Annotated in this window: 12 protein-coding genes; 8 read left to right on the top strand and 4 right to left on the bottom strand. The window is 59.1% G+C overall.

Features of this window, described 5'->3' with window-relative positions; all coding sequences use genetic code 11:
• Positions 1–12 precede the first annotated feature (12 nt).
• Positions 13–3,348, bottom strand: coding sequence for a carboxypeptidase regulatory-like domain-containing protein (locus P1X16_RS21475; protein WP_277233634.1), 3,336 nt, complete (start codon positions 3,346–3,348; stop codon positions 13–15).
• A 631-nt stretch (positions 3,349–3,979) separates the two neighbouring features.
• Here P1X16_RS21475 and P1X16_RS21470 point away from each other — a divergent pair.
• Positions 3,980–4,201, top strand: a complete 222-nt coding sequence (locus P1X16_RS21470; RefSeq protein ID WP_277233632.1) for a hypothetical protein — start codon at positions 3,980–3,982, stop codon at positions 4,199–4,201.
• Between the two features lie 332 nt (positions 4,202–4,533).
• On the opposite strand, the gene P1X16_RS21465 is transcribed toward P1X16_RS21470, so the two are convergent.
• Positions 4,534–6,591 (bottom strand): alkaline phosphatase, encoded by a 2,058-nt coding sequence (locus tag P1X16_RS21465; RefSeq protein WP_277234109.1) that lies wholly within the window; start codon positions 6,589–6,591, stop codon positions 4,534–4,536.
• A gap of 254 nt (positions 6,592–6,845) precedes the next feature.
• Here P1X16_RS21465 and P1X16_RS21460 point away from each other — a divergent pair, with 254 nt between their 5' ends.
• The gene (locus tag P1X16_RS21460) at positions 6,846–7,889 is read left to right on the top strand and encodes a hypothetical protein (RefSeq protein WP_277233630.1); all 1,044 of its coding nucleotides are present in this window, start codon (positions 6,846–6,848) and stop codon (positions 7,887–7,889) included.
• A 74-nt stretch (positions 7,890–7,963) separates the two neighbouring features.
• A complete protein-coding gene (locus P1X16_RS21455; RefSeq protein ID WP_277233628.1) occupies positions 7,964–8,089 on the top strand; it encodes a hypothetical protein in 126 nt (41 codons plus the stop codon).
• A 260-nt stretch (positions 8,090–8,349) separates the two neighbouring features.
• Here the strand turns inward: P1X16_RS21455 and P1X16_RS21450 are convergent, their stop codons facing one another.
• Positions 8,350–8,742 (bottom strand): hypothetical protein, encoded by a 393-nt coding sequence (locus tag P1X16_RS21450; protein WP_277233627.1) that lies wholly within the window; start codon positions 8,740–8,742, stop codon positions 8,350–8,352.
• A gap of 816 nt (positions 8,743–9,558) precedes the next feature.
• Between P1X16_RS21450 and P1X16_RS21445 the strand changes: the two genes are divergently transcribed.
• A complete protein-coding gene (locus P1X16_RS21445; RefSeq protein WP_277233624.1) occupies positions 9,559–9,894 on the top strand; it encodes a hypothetical protein in 336 nt (111 codons plus the stop codon).
• A gap of 65 nt (positions 9,895–9,959) precedes the next feature.
• Positions 9,960–10,172: a hypothetical protein gene (locus tag P1X16_RS21440; RefSeq protein ID WP_277233621.1), complete on the top strand. Its 213-nt coding sequence runs from the start codon at positions 9,960–9,962 to the stop codon at positions 10,170–10,172.
• 205 nt (positions 10,173–10,377) lie between these two features.
• Here P1X16_RS21440 and P1X16_RS21435 read toward each other — a convergent pair whose 3' ends face one another.
• Positions 10,378–11,694, bottom strand: a complete 1,317-nt coding sequence (locus tag P1X16_RS21435) for an esterase-like activity of phytase family protein (protein WP_277233617.1) — start codon at positions 11,692–11,694, stop codon at positions 10,378–10,380.
• 344 nt (positions 11,695–12,038) lie between these two features.
• Between P1X16_RS21435 and P1X16_RS21430 the strand changes: the two genes are divergently transcribed.
• From P1X16_RS21430 to P1X16_RS21420, 3 genes are all read left to right on the top strand, one after another.
• Positions 12,039–12,641: a sigma-70 family RNA polymerase sigma factor gene (locus tag P1X16_RS21430; RefSeq protein ID WP_277233615.1), complete on the top strand. Its 603-nt coding sequence runs from the start codon at positions 12,039–12,041 to the stop codon at positions 12,639–12,641.
• A gap of 107 nt (positions 12,642–12,748) precedes the next feature.
• On the top strand, positions 12,749–13,738 hold the full coding sequence (locus P1X16_RS21425) for a FecR family protein (RefSeq protein ID WP_277233612.1): 990 nt from the start codon (positions 12,749–12,751) through the stop codon (positions 13,736–13,738).
• Positions 13,739–13,881: 143 nt separating this feature from the next.
• Positions 13,882–17,259: a TonB-dependent receptor gene (locus P1X16_RS21420; RefSeq protein WP_277233609.1), complete on the top strand. Its 3,378-nt coding sequence runs from the start codon at positions 13,882–13,884 to the stop codon at positions 17,257–17,259.
• Positions 17,260–17,386: the final 127 nt, after the last annotated feature.

Here is a 17,386-nt window from a genome sequence, read left to right as displayed (position 1 = left end):
AAGCGCAAAAGGTTAGTTGAAGATGTAGCGCAGCCCGATCTGCATGTAGTAGGTGGAGCTAAGACTTACCGCGTCGCGGTAGGTGCTGGATACCAACTGGCTGGTGATGTTGTCGCGCACCAGGCGGAACGTGGGCCGGACGCCATTAGGCGCCAGCGTGGGGTTCAAGCTCGCTGTATTAACTGGCTCGAGGATAGCAGAGTTGTTGACCGTGCGCTGCTGCTGGCGGCCCCACTCGTTGTTGAGCAGGTTGCCCACGTTGAAGATGTCCAGGCTTAGCTGCAAGGTGTTGCGCTTGTCGCCGATATTGGTGAACACGTCTTGCAGGATTTTCACGTCGAACTGGTTGCGCCAAGGAAACGTGGCTCCGTTGCGCCGGGCGTACTCGCCCTTATGCTTGCGCAGGTAATCATCTTGCTCGATGAAGGCAAAGAAGGCATCCGACTGCTGCTGGCCCGAATACGTAACGGCCGTCGCGCCCGAACCTACAGTTACCGGCACAAAGTCGATTTCCGACGCGTCCCGCGGAATGTAAATCAAGTCGGCGTTGGCGCCGTCCCGGTTGAAGTCGGAGCTGTAGAGGTAGGAATAGCGGCCCTGGCTGGCACCTTCGTAGAACAAGGAAACGGTGGTACCCAGGTGCCCGAGGTACTCGCGGCGGTACGAAAGCGAGGCCACTACCCGATGAGGCAGGGTGTTGCCGTTGTAGTCCAGCGAGAGGTTATTGGCCCCGTTAATGGTAGCTGTGCCCTGCCAGGCCGACAGCGGCTGGTCGCCGCCCCCGTCGTAGAGGTTTTTGGCATCGGTGTAGGTGTAAGCCACCGAGCCGAACAAGTTGTCGCTGAACTTCTTGTCAAGCTTGCCAGTCAGCGAGAAGTAGTAGCCCTTAGAGGCGTTGTCGAGCACAATGGCGTTGTAAGGCCCGATGTTACTGCCCATTGTGCCATTGGCTACCGGCAAACCAGCCGTGGTAATTGGGTTCACGAACTTATTGGTGTTGGCCGCGGGGTACATAACCCGGTGGTCGGGGTAGCTGCCAGTGCTGTTGAGAGCGGCATTCACCGGGTTGATCAGGTTGGCATTGCGAAATACAGCCGCGTTCAGGTCCCGGTTGACAATGCCTTCCAGGGTACCAACGATGCCCAGGGGCAGCTTGGCGTCCACAGCCAGCGAGCTTTTCCACGTTTGCGGGAAACGGAAGTCTCTCGCCAGCGAGGTAGTGGTGCTCGGAATAATGGTGCCGGGCGTAGGGGGGGTATCAGGACGATAATAAGCAGGATCAGGGTTGAACGGGCCCGGTACTTGGCTGCCCGAGTACAGTTGCGTGACTTGCAGCAGACCTGCGTCGCCGGCCTGGCTCACGATCCACACGTAAGGCACGCGGCCCGTGAAGATGCCCGTGCCGCCCCGCAGCTGCAAGCTCCGGTCACCAAGCACGTCGTAGTTGAAGCCCACCCGCGGCGACCACAGCACCTGCGACTTAGGCAAGTTGGCCACGTTGATTTTCTCGTCGTTGGCGAAGGTGAGCGGCGAAATCAGCGGGTGCTCCTGCAGCTTGTTGGGGTAAGACGTTAAGTCCACCCGCAGTCCGGGCGTAATACGCAGCCGGTCGGTTAAGGCAATTTCGTCTTGGGCGTACACCGAGTACTGGCCGTATTCGAAGCTCGGGAAAGCCTGCGCAAAGCCAGGCGCCAGCGAGTAGGTGATGCCGTAGTCCTGGGGCAAACGGCCATTCACGAAATCTTCCCAGGAGTTGAACGTGTAGTAGCCAGTGCCGAAGCGCTGGAAGCCGTTCTTGGTTTCACTCAAATCAACCTGCGCGCCCAAGGTTAGGTTGTGGCGGCCCAGGGTCCAGGTGAAGTCGTCCTTGAACGAGTAAATTTTCACGTCGCGCAGGTTGCCGTAGGTGAAGGGCTCGTAGCCGAACGAGGTGAACGGGGTACCGTCCTTGAGGATGTCAACGAACGGAAACAAACTGCTCGTCGAGCTGCGCGGGTCGTTCTGGCGGGTGTAGGTGGCCCGCAGCGTGTTGGCCATGTTGTTGCCGAAGCTGGAATTTAGCTCGGCGGCCAACGAGTAGAAGTTGCTTTCGCTGAAGTAGCCCGCGTTGCGGAAAAACAGGGCGGTGTTCTGCTGGCGGTTGCCGCTGCCGTTGGTGTAGCCCCCAAACGGACTGCGCGAGGTGCTCGGAAACGCCGGGCTCTTGCCTTCCACTTGGCTGTAGCGCACGTTGAAACGGTGCTTGGCGTTGATGTTCCAGTCGAGGCGGCCCAGGATTTTGGTGCGGGGCGCCGTGAAGCTATAGCCTTGGTAAGGCCCCGTTTCGTAGCCGTAGGTGTCGCGCAAGTAAGAGCTGATCTGGTCGAGCTCAGCTGCCGTGGGGCGGGAGATGTTGGTGCCGCTGCCAAAAGGCGCCTCGGGAGTGGCTGCTACGCGCTGCTGACCAGGCGTGCGGTCTTCTTCGTCTTCGAAGTTGGCGAAGAAAAACAACTTGTCTTTGAGGATGGGCCCGCCCAGCCGAAAGCCGTACTGGTAGAAGCGCTGATCCTGAAGCACCACCCGCTCGTCGCCCACCTTGTCGCCCCGGTAGTTTTGGTTGTTGTAGTAGCCGTAGGCCGAACCGGAAAAGTCGTTGGTGCCCGCCCGGGTGACGGCGTTGATGGCCGCCCCCACAAAGCCCGACTGCCGCACGTCGTAGGGCGTCACGTTCACCGAAATAGCCTCGATGGCGTCCAGCGAAATGGGCGCTCCGCCGGCCGGCAAGTTGCCGCCGATGCCGAAGTTGTTGTTGAAGTCCGACCCGTCGACGCTGAAGTAGTTGGAGCGGTTGCTGCCCCCGCCAATACTAGTGCCATTGGCCTGGGGCGTGAGGCGGGTGAAGTCGTTGAGGTTGCGGTTGATGGAAGGCAGCCGCTGCAGCTCGGTGCGGCTGATGTTGGTAACTGAGCCAGTGCGGTCGGAATTGAGGGTGGAGCGTGGGTCGGTGCCGGTTACCGTGACGCCCGCCAGCTCGGTGTTTTCTGCCGTTAGCGTGGCGTTGAGCACGTAGGGCTGGCCCAATTCCAGCGAAACGTTGTCTTGGGTTTGGGTTTTCGAGCCGATGTAGCTGATTACAACCCGGTAAGGTCCGCCAATGCGCATGTTCTGAATGGTGAAACGCCCCTCGCTGTTGGTGGCAGTACCGTAGTTGGTGCCGCTCGGTAGGTGAGTGGCCTGCACGGTAGCCCCAATCGAGGCTTCGCCGGCGGCGTCTTTAATGAGCCCAGTCATGGTGCTCGTCGTTACTTGCGCACGCAAACCAACTACAGTCAGCAGCAGCAGCAGAACGGTGAAATACAATTGCTTCATAAAAGGTGTGAGGTGGCTAGTAGGCTGTAAAGGGCAAGAAATGATGCGCGCTACCTAACGGGCCGGGCATACAGCTCCAGCCAGCAGCGGAAAGTCGGATGAGAAAATGAGCGAATGGAATGGTGTCCAACAAGGAGAACAAGACGGTGGGGCGTACCCCAGCGTCAGAACTGGCGCCTAGCACAACACAAGTAGGCCGGAGGTATGAGTCGACTATTGACCATGATTTTACCCCGCAAAACTACCCGCCCAATATTGCAGCAAGGTTACTGCTGCGTTAAGGCAACGTTGTTAATCCAGGTTCTGGACGGGTAGCGCCTTGGTTTAGTTATGTATCAGTCCTCCCGGGCATCAAATTTCAAACGGGAGTTGGGCGGGCCAGGTACTCGCAGTACAGCTGCACCCTATGGGCGCAAGTATCGGGAAGCTAGTTGAGCGGTGAGTTGGCGGGCCCGGTAACCTTTCAGGTATCACAGAAAGATAACTTGTCAGGAGCAAGCTCATTTGGAGCGGCCCGGTACTTTTGCGGTTCATCTGCTCGGTAGTTGTTTAAAAAAGCAGAGTATTGCCCGCTATGCCTCCGGCAGAACCTTCCTGTTGTCTTACCCGGCCCCGAACCCAACGGTTTTGCTTGCTCTCTCCCGCCCTCCAGCACGTAGTTCTGCACCAATTGCGGCAGACCGTGTTTCCGGAAGGCTACTTCACTCAGGTCCCGCCCGCCGAGTGGCTGCATTTGCTGCACTTAGTTGATCCGCTGCTCCACTTGCTGCCCGGGCCAATACCTCAGGTTGAACTCGCCCAAGGGCGGCAACTGCTGCTGTTGCTGCTAAACCAGTACCTGGATGCCGACTGAAACCGAATGGCCCCGCAGAAAACAAATAGCAAGTTGGCAGTAAACTAGCCTTGCTTCCATAGCCCGCTCAGGCTGGTTGAGGCCAGCCTAAATCATTGCGGCGTTTGCATGCTCACCTGCTCGTACCTAGGAAAGATCGGCTTGGGGCACTACGGGCAGTTTGCGACGCCCTCGACCAGCAGTTTCGAGAAACACCTCAATGCAATAAGTCCTTGGGCAACAAAGGTGAGGTAGCTACCCCACCCTTGTTGCCCAAGGACTCAACGCTTCAATTACTACGCTATACGGTTATTTAAAGGCCGCTTTCAGGCAGGTTTTGCCACGTACTGATGCTACAGCTTGACGGTTTTTTTGGAAACTACTTGTCCCGCGATAGTAACGGTGGCGACGTAGAGGCCGCTGCCTAGGCGCTGGGCATCAACGGGCACCGTGAATGTACCTGCCCGGTAAAGCTTGTTGTCGACCAGCGTGGCCACTTTCTGGCCTAGTTCGTTGAAGAGTTCCACGCTTACGGGGGCGGCCGTCGTCACCTCAAACGAAACCGTCAAGTGGTTGTTGAACGGGGTTGGGAAAACCCCTACCGTCGGCTCCGGCACGTTTTGGCCGCCGCGCGCCGACAGGGTTTGCTCGAACATGTTCAAGTTCATGAAGTTGGCCATGATGGTGGTCAGCGCCGTGTTGTCGAGCAGGCCCTGGCCGCTGATGCGGCCCGCGTGTGAACTGTTGGTGTTGTCTTCAGCGCCCACCCAGATGTCCTGGGGAGTGTGGTTGCCGGGGGTACCGCCCTGGTTGCTGCCCACCCCGGTGCTGGCGCGGGTGCCGTTGCCGTTGGTGAGGGGGTTAGAGCCATAGGCCACCACAATGCGCTTGCCCGTAGCCGACGCCGGGGTGGGATACGTTTTGCCTTGGAACGTAGTCATTACGTACTCCGGAAACCAGCCGCCGGCGCCACCGTCGCCGCGCACGAGGTTGGTGGGCGTGGCGTAGCCGGCTTCCGCCGCAACCGACTTGGTGATTTGGCCGGAGTAAGTGCGGATTTTGGTGCCGTTCTGTTGGGCATCGGCTTCGTCGTGCAACCCTGTAACGGCAAAGCCCCCGCACTCGTGGTCGGACGTGCTGAAGAGCAGGGTCCGGCCGTTGGAAGCCGTATTAAGGAAGGCACGGCCTTCGGCAATGGCGTAGTCGAAAGCCAGCACTTCCTTGATCATGTAGTCCGAGGCGTATACGTTGCTGGTGCGCGGGGTGGCAGGCGTAGCCACATAGTTGGCTTCGCCCCCGCCAACATAAGCGGGCCGGTCGGTCTCAACGGTGTACTGGTTGCCGTTGGAACCGGCCACTACGGTGATGCCGCCCGTGTTGGCGTGCTCTAAGTGGTCGATGCGCCCGGATTCAACTATCAGGAAAAAGCCTTTGCCATTGCTCTTGGCTTGCAACACCCGAATAGCAGCCTGGGTCATTTCCGCTAGTGAGGGTTCCCAGGGCGCGCTGGTTTGCCGATCCTGCTCGAAGTTGACGTGCGAGGCATGAAACAAGCCTAGCAGCTTTTTGCCGTTGGGGCCCGTGTAATCGGCCAGGTTCAGGTTGTTGAGCGCGTCGCGGCTGTTAACAAAGCCGTAGTTACGCTGCGTTACGGCGTAGCCTACCAGGTCCACATCGTCGGCGCGGCGGCCCCGCGTGAGGGTGGCTGGTGCGCTGGTGGCCGGGTCGGTGATGGTGTTGCCGGCGGCATCCCGGATAATTTCGTAGGGGCTCGCCACGTTACGGGGCAAGAAGTGGCGGGAGCCGCCGCCCAGAATTACGTCTAGCTCCACTCCTACTTTAGTGGTGGGCAGCACCCAGTCGCGCCCCGCTGAATAGCGAAACGAGGCCGTAGGGCTAGCATTGAAGATAGCCTCGTACTGGGGCTGGGTAGAGGCGATATACTGCGCGGCAATGTAGTCTTCCAGGTCGCGAAACCAGATGTGACTGGCAAATGCCGCGGGCGTGGCGTGCGTGATGCGGGCCGTGCTTACCAACCCAACAGCGTACCCTTGCTTTTTAGCGGCTTCGAGAATGGTTTCGATGGATTGCCCGGTGGCTGGATCCAGCGAAATCACTTCGTTGTCTTGCTTGCCGCGCTTACCGCAGGCGTACACCGACGCCCCAGGGGCCGAGTCGGTAATCCAGGAGTTAAGCGAGTGGGTGGTTACCGTGGCGTTGTATTTAAGCTTGTCGAGGGCCAGCACCTGGAAATTAGGGTCGGTGTTGAAGCGCTTGCCATCTCGTCCCTGGCCCATTGCCATGCGGGCCGCCGTTTTGGGGGCCAGCCCGAACCCGTCCCCGATGTACATAATGACGTTGGTATTCGAAGTTTGGGCCTGTACGTGCCCGCTGCCCATAGCTGAGAGCATCACTCCCGCGCAAAGTAAACGTGTAAGCTTCATAGCATCTGGAAAAAAGGAGAAAAGAAAGGGCACAAACCCCGTTAGTAGGCCGTAAAAATGCCGCTGCTACATGACGATGGGGTTACGGGGGCATCAAGCCTGCATTACCAAAAAAGCGGCCGGGCGCCAGTTTGATAACATAATGGTTACAAAGCAGCTAGGTGGTCACTGCTATCTTTGGCCAAGACCTTAATTCTGCTTGGCGCTGCCTTGTTTACCCTATGAAATCTGCGTTTCCCGTCTTGTTGTTCTTTCTAACCTTGGGCTTGCTGCTAGTAAGCCGGGCTTCCGCCCTTGGCGGAGGCTCGCCCGTGCGCTACCGGGTAGCCGGGCAAGAAAAGGCTGTGGCGCTGCTCACCGGGGGCAAGGCTACCTACCTAGTAACCGAGAAAACCGTATTGCGGCGCCGGGGGCGGCAATTTGCACCTGTCTACCACAGTGCGGCCCCCATCCGCTGCGCTTTACTGACGGATACCACCCTGTGGCTGGGCACTCAGCAAGGCTTACTGCAGGTAAGCACCCGCAGCGGGCAGGCGCAGCCGCTCAACCCGGCAGGACCGGGCATAGTGGCCCCAGTCACGGCGCTGCTACAGGATGCCACGGGGGCCGTGTGGGTGGGTATGGCTGGCTACGGAGTGTACCAGCAGCGTCAGGGAGCGTGGCAGGCCCAGTTGAACATTCCGACTTTGAACGCGGGGCTGGCAACGGCCGACAGCGCCGTGTGGATTGCCACCAATATCGGCTTGTACCAGTGGCAGCACCAGCAATGGACGCGCTACAACGAAGAGGGCGTAGCCAACCACGAAATACCCGATAACTTGGTTGAGAAGCTGCTGCCCGACGGCGGGGGCAACATGTGGGTGCTCATGTCGGAAGGACTTAGCTGCTTTGCCTGGGCCGCGTCCACCGCAGCTTCCGAGCCGCCGCTGTCCACGGTGAAATACTTGGGGCGGCCCGGCAATGAAGTATACAGCGTGGCTCAGCTTCCGGGCCAGGGCTACCTCTTTGCCACGGCGCTGGGGTTGCTGTTGTTGCCGACCGAGCCGGCAAGTGAAGTGCGCAACCAAGCACCCGCGGCTACCGACCAGGTGCAAAATCGAGCTGCGCTTGTGCCCGTAACGCTGCCAGGGCCTGCGGCGGTGCCTGATTTGCTGCACGTGGATGCGCGGCACCGAATTTGGGTGATGCAGCCCGGACAAGTAAGTGTCTGGCGCAGAAAAGATTTTTCGGCCGCTGCCCAGCCCGCGGCTACTTCCCGTCGGTAAACAAGACAAAGACGTGGGTGCAAAGTCGCGTAGTGCCGCGTAGCAAACCACAAAAAGAGAACACGCTTAGTTAGATGACCCGCTATAACCTTGATGAGTTGGTGCCGAGTTTGCTGCTCGGCGGTATCTGCGTACTGCTGTACGTCTACTACTATCTAGCGCTCGGCCTAATTTGGATTTGGCACTGGATGCTGCACTAAACAACCGTCACTTCTGCTACTCGCTCCTGCGTCCGACTGGGTCATCCCCCGCCACATCAGGGCCTCTGCTTACGGCGTTATCTGCCAGACATTGCCGTAGGTGGCCTCAACCCAACGGGCGCGTACTTAACGGCCCGTGGGTTCGGGAAAGTACTTGCTCGTAGAGAGTTTGGGCAGTAGAATAACGTGGTAGACGCGCATACCGGCCCCATCAGCCAAGGCCGGTAGGAATGGGCCAAAGCGCGCAAACAGGAAATTGCTTATACAGTTTTCTTGCGGGGTTTCGCCTTCTTCTTGGGGGCAATGGCCGGGGCATCTGATTCCGTCGGACCTTGCTCTGCTCCCTCAGTCGCACTTGGAGCCGCCGCGACGGAAGCTGGGGAAACTGGAGGGGTAACGCTAACTGGTGTTACCGTTTTGGTGCGTTGCTTGGCCCAGTAAGTCAGGCCGGCGGCCAGCAGGGCCACGCCACCCACCACTACTTGTCCGGGACTGAGTTGGCCTACTTGGCGGCGCAGGTCACTGACAGTCTGCAACTGACCGAGCATTCCCGTCAAGCCCTCAGGTGCGGCTTGGTTCTTTGAGCCCTTTTTTTCTTTTTTACTTTTTTTGTCGGTGGGCTTGGGGCTGGAATTCTTTTTGTCTTTGGCCATGGTCGTTTAAGGTATGTAAACCTAAATACGTGGGCAGAGGCAGGGTGTTGGTAACAGCCCAGGTAAGAAGTGGTGCCTGCGCAAAAGGCAGGACCACTCCTCGCCTAGACCGTGTTAACTAAGTGAGCAAGAAATAGAAGGTGGCAAGCAGCACCAAGCTGCTCATGAACAACGCCATAACTATGTCGTCGCGTGAGGGGGTAGTTGAAGGTTCCATATTACCGCAAAGTTAACTGTCGTGCTTTTGCGGACTACTTTTGGTGTTACTTTTTCATGTTAAGTTTTTCCACAAACAAGATTTGCCGCGCTTTTGCGCCCATTTCGAGCAACTTAGGGTCGGCAGATCAGGATTCAGCGGCCTTATAAGTAGTGGCGAAAGCATGCCACTCAAGCGCCCAATTACGACCTATAGTGTTTAGCGGAACAGCTACCGGGTTCACAAAATGATAACCGTTGCGTGACTTGCCGGTAAGACCCCTACCCCATCTTTGTGCGCCTCTTGTTGCTGCCGGTGTGGTGAGGCCGCGTGGCTTAGTGGTGGCCAACCCCGGTGCTGCAACATCGGGGTTCTTATTTTAAATACGAAGTATCTACTTCGCTTTGCTTACTCGTTTGCTAACGCCTCTTTTCTAGTTCAAGCTGCCAACCACCACGCCTTTACCCACCTCTTGCTACCTGCTCGCGGAGCGGAAACGCACCTGCCCATGTCTCCTGTAGGCATCACGCTGCGGCTCGCTTGCATTTCAATTGCGGATAAGGCTATGCTTGGCAGGGATATATATCTGCGCTTAATCGTTGTTCGCTGCTTAGCTGCTTATGTCTTTCATGCTCTCTTATAGGCTGCGCCACACCTGGCGGCAACTGCAGCGCTTGCCCCGGTCGGGCGCTTCGCCGTCTGCCCAGCAAGAACTTAGCTCGCTCTTAGGCGCTACCGTAACGATTTTATTTCAATCATATCCCGATCAGCTTTCCGAGGCGCAGCATCAGCTCCTGCGGCAGGTAATGGTTATCGAGCAGGTGTACGCCACGGTGCCGGAAGGTGAGCTCGCCGAGCCCGCTTCCTGGCAAGGCTTGCTCGACACCTTGCTCGCCTCCGTGGCGGCCACGTTCCCACCGCCACTCCCGCTTGCTCGGCCAACCGCTGGCCACTAACCTTGGCTGGCACGCTGCTTTGTTGTCCAATGGCCCTTTCTCAGCTTGCTTTTAGCTTGTTACCCTTGAAAAAACAACTGCCGCTGGTATGGCTCAGCGGCTTGTTTTTGGCTGCGCGTCACCTGGGCCCGCAAGTGGTGGCGCTCTATTCGCTGCCACCTTTTCTGGTGGAAGTGTACTACGAGCCCAGCGGCCCGACCGTGCTGCGGACTCGCTCGCTGCCGATTAGTGCGCGCTTAGACGCGTATGCTGACCACCTCTCGCTGCCTTGTTCCTAACCCCAAAGCCTGGGTTGCGCACTTGGGGGTGCAGGGCGTAAACAAAAGAGCGGTGAGGTATAGTAACTGAATTCGGGCCGGATCAGCGCCTCAAGCTAAAAAGCCGCCTCAGCTGTTAAGGCCAGGGGCCGCTTGGTAAGCCGAACACCAGCGAGGCTTTCTGCTGATTAGCAGAAAGCCTCGCTGGTGTTCGGCCGACTGCTATTTATCTAACTGGTGTTTTCAGCGGCACAAAGTAAATTCGGTTTCGATCTACTTGATTGGTTGCGGGCAGAAGTTTGGGTGCAAACCCGTTCAACCCGTTGTCGAGCACTCCGAAATCGTCGTCGTTGGCAATTGCCACCCGGTCGTTGCCGATCAGCGCGAGACCCTCGGCTTTATCGTGCGGATAAACTGGCGAAATATCCGTGAGCAGATCCAGCACCAACGTTTTGGTAACGGGTACAATACCGGCAGCGCTCAGTCCGGCACGGTCTTTTAATTGCTCCACTGTTAGCCCGCCGTACAACTTGCCGGTGGCCGCATTGGTGGGGTCCGAAATGTCGGTTGCCCCTGCCAGGTCGAAGTGGTAGATCCGCTTGAAGGTGGCCGGAGCCGTGGGGTGGCCGCCGTACAAACCGTCGCGCTCCAAGGCCAGGAACGTGGTGTTGGTAACGGCGACAATCTCACTGCAGCCCGTCAAACTCGCGTTTTCCATTAAGTACACGTACTGCTTGGTAGCGCCGGTGGCTAGGTCAAACGTCAGAATTCGAATCACCGTCGAACCCGTAACGGTAGCCGCACTTGGATTATAGAGCGGGGACTGCATGAGCCCGACTAGCGTCTTGCCATCGGGCGTAAGCGTGAGGCCTTCCATGCCGCGGTTGGGCCGCCGCCGGGCCAACACCGCCGGGAGCCGCCGGCCGCCCGTGCCACTACCGAAAGGATTGATCCGCTCGAGCGTGCGGCCATTGGCGTCGAAATGGGCGAGGTGCGGGCCGTATTCGTCGCTGATCCAAAAGGTGCCGTCCGGGGCCAGCACCAAGCCTTCGGAATCGATGCCATCGGCGTCGGGGGCCAAGAGCTGGCCGTTCAAATCCAGCGCGATTTCGCCGGTATTGCCCTGGCCAATAGGGTTCGGTAAACCCGTCAGCACCTGGCCCGCCGCATTTCGGAGCAAAATGGTTTGTTCGAGCACGAGTTGCTGGCCCCGCAACCGGAACTTGCCGATCTGCGGCGTGAAATCGGCTTTCCCGAAAATAATGGAGTTGGGAGTTGTACCGGCGGCGTTCGGTCCCCGGTCGGTGAGCAGGTAGAACACGTTCGGATCGTGCGGGTCCTGCGCCAGGGAGGAGCCAAAGCCGCCGTTGTAGAGCACGGTGCCGTTGGGCGCGGTAGCCAGGACCGCGGGCGTACTCGCTTCCGCATACGCCGGATACGAAATTGTGCCCGACTCATCGTCGTCACTGCAGCCGCTTAGTAAAGCACTACTTACGAGCACTCCCCCAAGCACTCGGAAAAAAGGGTACAGTTTTGCGTGCATGCGCTGAGGCCAAAAGATTGATAGGAGCCAAAGGACGCGCTGGCAAATTGCCCTACTATTACCTTAGTGCTATGTTTTCTTTAAAAATCACAGCCGGTTAGCTCTACTGGCGACCCTTGTAAGTGGAATTCGCGCTCAGCGGTAGTACCTGAAAACTGTATCCGGCTCGTATCTTATTCTGGCAGCAAAGTGGGAAGGTGCCAGTTGAGTACATTCTATTAGCTGCTCTAGACCGTGAGCAAGTACTGAATTGTATTACAGCTACATTGTTTTTATAAACCTGGTAACAATTAAATAATCAGCTGGACTATTTCGGGCCATGTACCTTCGTAAAAACTACGGACATGAAGCCGACACCGGACGAAAGCCAGCTACTGGCTGCTGTGGCAGCCAGTGACCGACGCGCATTTACCGAGTTGTACAGCGCCTACCTGACGGGCTTACAGCGCTATATTTTTCTCTTCACTCACTCCGAGGAACTAGCACAGGAGCTAACCCAACAGGTATTCATCGGCCTCTGGGAACGACGCCAACACCTAACCGGCGTCACGCACTTGCGGGCCTACCTGTACCGCGCAGCTAAAAACTTGGTTTTCGACGAGGTTCGGCGCCAGCAGCGCCAAGCCAGCGCGTACGCGGAACTACACGCCGCCGCTCCTTCCCCGGCAAGCTCCGCCGACAGCGAGCTAATCAGCCAGCAATACCAAGAGCAAGCCCAGGCGCTCATTAGCCAGCTTCCGGTCAAGCGACGCGAGATTTTTCTGTTGCGCACCCAGGAAGAGTTGTCGTTGGATGAAATTGCAACACAGCTCACTATTTCCAAGTCGGTGGTGAAGAAGCAGCTGTATGCAGCCCTGGAGTTCATGAAAAAACGGTTGCTCCCCACCAGCCAGGCCAGCGTTCCGGTAGGCGTGCTGTGGCTTGTGTTGCAAAGCATCGGTGGCTAGTTGGTAGTCGTAGGGCCCGCAGGGCAGGCATTCGAGCGGTTTGTTACGTTTTTGTGACCAGGGGGCCGCGGGCCGGAGTTGTTCGTCTTAAGGGCGAAATCAGCTCTATGGACGCGGAGAACTACCACGATTTTCTTGAACGCTATGCTGCCGGCCAGTACGCCGAATCGGAGCACCAGGCATTTCGGCAGTGGCTGCTGCAAGCGCCCCCCGAGCAGGTGCAGGCCGCCCTCGACCGTTACGCCGAGCTGCAACGTTACCAGCTAACGGCCGCCCCACCCCCGGAAACGGTTGCCGCGTTGGAAGCCCGTTTGGACGCGTTACCAACCCAGGACCAACCCGCCGCGCCCCGCCGCTGGCGGCTGGCAGTGGCCGCCTCGGTGGCGCTGCTTATAAGCGTGGGCGTGTACCTGCTGCTGCCAGGCGCTTGGTCGCCAGCGGTGGCTTACCGGCAGCAGCAAACCGGCCCCAACCAAACCACCCGGCTGACTTTGCCGGACGGTAGCGTGGTGCATCTCAACCGCAACAGCTACCTCTCGTATCCCGTGGCTTTCGGGGGGCCGGCGCGCGAAGTGTACCTCCGTGGCGAGGCGTACTTCGAGGTGGCCAAAGACCCGGCGCATCCCTTCTTGATACACAGCGGGCGGCTGCAAACGCGGGTGGTTGGCACCAGCTTCAACGTGTATGCCTACCCGCAGGCGCAACAGCTGGAAGTGACCGTGCTAACCGGCCGCGTGGTGGTAACGGACTCGGCAAGCCAACGGGCCGTAACGCTGCAACCCGCGCAACAAGCGGTGCTGACGCCCGCCACCGCCACGCTCAGCCGGGAGTTGGCCCCCAATCCGCGCCTAAGTTTGGCCTGGCAGCAAGGCAAGCTGAGTTTCGATCAGGCGCCGCTGCCCACCATCGCCGATAAGTTGGCCTTGCGCTACGGAGTGCACATCACCCTCAATAATGCGCAACTGCAACACTGCCGCCTGACCGTGGAATTCGGGCAGGAATCGTTGGCGCAGGTCCTGGAAGTACTTTCCGCCCTGACGGGCAGCACCTATACCCAACAACAACAGCACATCATCCTGACGGGGCCGGGCTGCTAACGCCCCGCGCCCTGTGCAGTTACTGCTACCCCTCACGCTTCAATTAAAAGAGCCGGAAGTGCTGCAAACACCCCGGCTCCTGGTTTGCCTCGGTGGCTACTGGACATAGCCCCGCGGAATTTCAACTTAAACCGCTTAAATGTATGTTGAAAACGCTTTACTCGCTGCCCGGAGCGGCCGGGCGGGCACTCTTGCGCCCCGGCTACCTGGGCTTGCTCACCCTCACGCTCGCGGCCTGGACCCCGCCCGGCCAGGCCCAAGTGAATCTGCAGCAGAAGGTTAGCTTGCAGCTCAAGCAGAAAACGCTGCGCCAGGTGCTCCAAAAGCTCAGCGCCCAAGCGAACGTGCCGTTTGCTTACGCCAATACCCTGCCGCTGGACCGCAAAATCAGCGTGCAAGCCACCAACGAAGACCTCGACGACGTGCTGCTGCGGGTGTTGCGCCCGCTACAGCTCCAGTACCGCCTCGTGGCCGAGCGCATTATCATCGAGCCCGCGCCAGTTAAACCCGCCGAGGCTTCGCGCGCGGCCACCGTGCAGGGCACCGTACTTGATGCGCAGACCGGTGGCGGCCTGCCGGGCGTGAACGTAGTCGTGAAAGGCACCAGCGTGGGTACCGTGACGGATGCCGAAGGCCGCTACCAACTTTCCGTACCCGAGGGCGCTACCACGCTGGTCTACTCGTTTGTGGGCTACCTCAGCCAGGAAGTGCCTCTGGACGGCAAAACCACCATTGCCGTGCGGCTGGTGGCCGATACCAAAAGCCTCGACGAAGTAGTGGTGGTTGGCTACGGCACCCAGAAAAAAGTGAACCTAACCGGGGCCGTCAGCTCTATTGCGGCCGCCGACCTGGAAAGCCGCCCCATCACCAACCCCACGGCGGCCCTGCAGGGCCTGATGCCGGGCGTCACGGTTATCAACTCCACGGGGTTGCCGGGCCAGAACGGCGGCACCATTCGGGTGCGGGGCGTGGGCACGCTCGGCAACTCCAACCCACTGGTAGTGATTGACGGCGTGCCGGGCGGCGACCTGAACATCTTGAACCCCAACGACATCGAAACCATATCGGTGCTTAAGGACGCAGCTTCGTCGTCGATTTACGGGGTGCGCGGGGCCAACGGCGTAATTGTGGTAACGACCAAGAAAGGCAAGGAAGGCGCCGCGCCTTCTCTCACCTACAGCAACTATTTCGGCTTCCAAACGCCCACCGCCCTGCCCAAGGTGCTCGGCTCGGTCGATTACATGCAGCTGCTCAACGAGTCGCAGCGCAACGTGGGGCGGGTGCCCACCTACACCGACGCCGAAATTGAAACGGCTCGCACCGGCGCCGACCCCAACTATTTCGCCAACACCAACTGGATCGACGAGATATACAAGAAGCACGGCACGCAGCAAAACCACAACGTGAGCTTGAACGGCGGGGCCAAAAACCTGACCTACTACCTTTCCTACGGCCATTTGCGCGAAGGTGGCCTCATTACGGGCGACAACTACCAGTCGCGCCGCAACAACGCCCGCCTGCGCCTGAGCACCACCCTCGCCGACCGCCTCGACCTGGACGCCAACCTCGGCTACATCAACCGCGACTACCAGGGCTCGTCGGAAAGCGTAACCTCGAACCTAGGGGATTCCGGCCCCTTGTACGCGGCCTTACAGATTCTGCCGCTGGTACCGGTGCGCTTCACCACCGGCGGCTGGGGCTACATCGGGGGCCAGCGCAACCCGGTAGCCGTCACCACCGACGGGGGCACCAACGACTTTCGCTCGCAGGAAGTAACGGCCAATATAAGCGGCACGCTGCGCTTGTTCGACGGATTTCGGCTGCGCGGGCAGTACGGGCTGGTGAGCTACAATTCCAAGCGCACCATCTTCTCGAAAACCATCAACTACTACAGCCCGCTCGATAATTCGCTGATCTACCAGACCAACGCCAAGAACACCCTCGACGCCCGCAACTACCTCAACACCTACCAGACCTTTATCGGAATGGCGGAGTACGAGAAGCGCTTCGCCGAAAAGCACGAGGTGAAGTTGTTGCTGGCCGCCTCGCAAGAAGCTACGCACTACGAAGACTTTTCGGCCTCCCGCCAGTCGTTGCCGACCCAGGACGTGGGGGCCATCAACCTGGGCACCGAAAACCAACTCAACAACGGCAGCGCCACCGAAAACGCCCTGCGATCGGTGTTTGGGCGGGCAAACTACGTGTTCAATAACCGCTACTTGCTGGAAGGCAACTTCCGCTACGATGGGTCGTCGCGGTTCTCGCGCGATGTGCGCTGGAACCTGTTCGGCTCGGGTTCGGTGGGCTGGATTTTCTCGGAGGAAAGTTTTTTCGATGGCCTGCGCGGCGTGGTGCCCGTGGCCAAGATACGAGCCTCGTACGGCACCCAGGGCAACGACCAGGTGGGTGACAACTACCCGTACCAAGCCACCATTGGGCCGGTGGGCACCATGCCCATTGGCAACCAACAGACGCTAGGCTACGCCCAAACCGAATTGCCCAACCGGCGCCTGACCTGGGAATCGGTGCGCAAAGCCAACGTGGGGGTGGATTTTCAATTGCTGCAGAACCGGCTCACGCTCAGCGGCGACTATTTCGTCAACCGCACCAACGACATTCTGCTGCGCGTGACGCTGCCCGACGTGCTGGGCGCCACCGAGCCCTCGCAAAACGCTGGCAAAGTGGAAAACAAAGGCTGGGAATTGCAGGCCGACTGGAAAGACCAAGCGGGTGCTTTCACGTACGGGCTAAGCGCCAACCTGAGCGACGTGCGCAACCAGGTGGTCAGCCTGGGCGGCGTGCCCCCTACCTTCGGCGACCGAGTGCGCTTTCTTGGCGAGCCGATTGACGCCTTCTACGGGCTGGTAGCCGACCGGATTGCGCAGGTCGCCGACTTCAGCGTGGATGCGGCCAACCGCTACACGCCCAACTTCCCCATCATTGCTGGCGACCCGGTGCAGCCCGGCGACCTGATTTACAAGGATTTGAATGGCGACGGCGTGATTTCGCTGGACCAGGACCGCAAGGTGATTGGCAGCGCCATTCCGCGCTACACCTACGGCCTGCGCGCCAACGTGGGCTGGCACGGCTTCGATGCCGCCGTGTTTTTGCAGGGCGTGGGCGAAGTGAACGGCTACATTGAAGGGGCCGCCCGCCACGCCTACATCAGTGAGGGCAGTTTGCCGCAGCAAATTCACCTGGACCGCTGGACGCCCGACAACACCGGCGGCAGCTACCCGCGCCTCACCTACCAGCAAAACCACAACCAGCGCCTGTCCACGTACTGGCTGGAAGACGCCAGCTATTTGCGCCTCAAAAACGTGCAGCTCGGCTACACCCTGCCCGCTACGCTCACCGAGCGGGTGCGCCTGAGCCGCCTGCGCCTCTACGCCTCGGCCGACAACCTCTGGACCCGCTCGGATTTCTTTTACGCCTACGACCCCGAGTCGCCGGTGAGCCGGGGCGGCTTCTACCCGCAGGTTAAAACCGTGGTCTTCGGCCTCAACGTCACGCTGAAATAGAGTTGACGGATAGGTGTTGCGGGTTGATTGCCGATGGTTGGCTGTGAAAAACTATACCAGTCCATACCAAGCAATTGCTACGAATCAGCACCCAACAACTATCCCTCAACTATCACCCATCCGCAAT

The sequence above is a fragment of the Hymenobacter sp. YC55 genome (genome assembly GCF_029433095.1).
Classification (GTDB): Bacteria; Bacteroidota; Bacteroidia; order Cytophagales; family Hymenobacteraceae; genus Hymenobacter.
This window is presented reverse-complemented; position numbering and strand designations above follow the sequence as displayed.

Bases quoted from the DNA above. Each gene is read 5' to 3' on its own strand.
- P1X16_RS21475 (WP_277233634.1), bottom strand. From the start codon at position 3,348: ATGAAGCAATTGTATTTCACCGTTCTGCTGCTGCTGCTGACTGTAGTT.
- P1X16_RS21465 (WP_277234109.1), bottom strand. From the start codon at position 6,591: ATGCTCTCAGCTATGGGCAGCGGGCACGTACAGGCCCAAACTTCGAAT.
- P1X16_RS21460 (WP_277233630.1), top strand. From the start codon at position 6,846: ATGAAATCTGCGTTTCCCGTCTTGTTGTTCTTTCTAACCTTGGGCTTG.
- P1X16_RS21455 (WP_277233628.1), top strand. From the start codon at position 7,964: ATGACCCGCTATAACCTTGATGAGTTGGTGCCGAGTTTGCTGCTCGGC.
- P1X16_RS21450 (WP_277233627.1), bottom strand. From the start codon at position 8,742: ATGGCCAAAGACAAAAAGAATTCCAGCCCCAAGCCCACCGACAAAAAA.
- P1X16_RS21445 (WP_277233624.1), top strand. From the start codon at position 9,559: ATGTCTTTCATGCTCTCTTATAGGCTGCGCCACACCTGGCGGCAACTG.
- P1X16_RS21435 (WP_277233617.1), bottom strand. From the start codon at position 11,694: ATGCACGCAAAACTGTACCCTTTTTTCCGAGTGCTTGGGGGAGTGCTC.
- P1X16_RS21430 (WP_277233615.1), top strand. From the start codon at position 12,039: ATGAAGCCGACACCGGACGAAAGCCAGCTACTGGCTGCTGTGGCAGCC.
- P1X16_RS21425 (WP_277233612.1), top strand. From the start codon at position 12,749: ATGGACGCGGAGAACTACCACGATTTTCTTGAACGCTATGCTGCCGGC.
- P1X16_RS21420 (WP_277233609.1), top strand. From the start codon at position 13,882: ATGTTGAAAACGCTTTACTCGCTGCCCGGAGCGGCCGGGCGGGCACTC.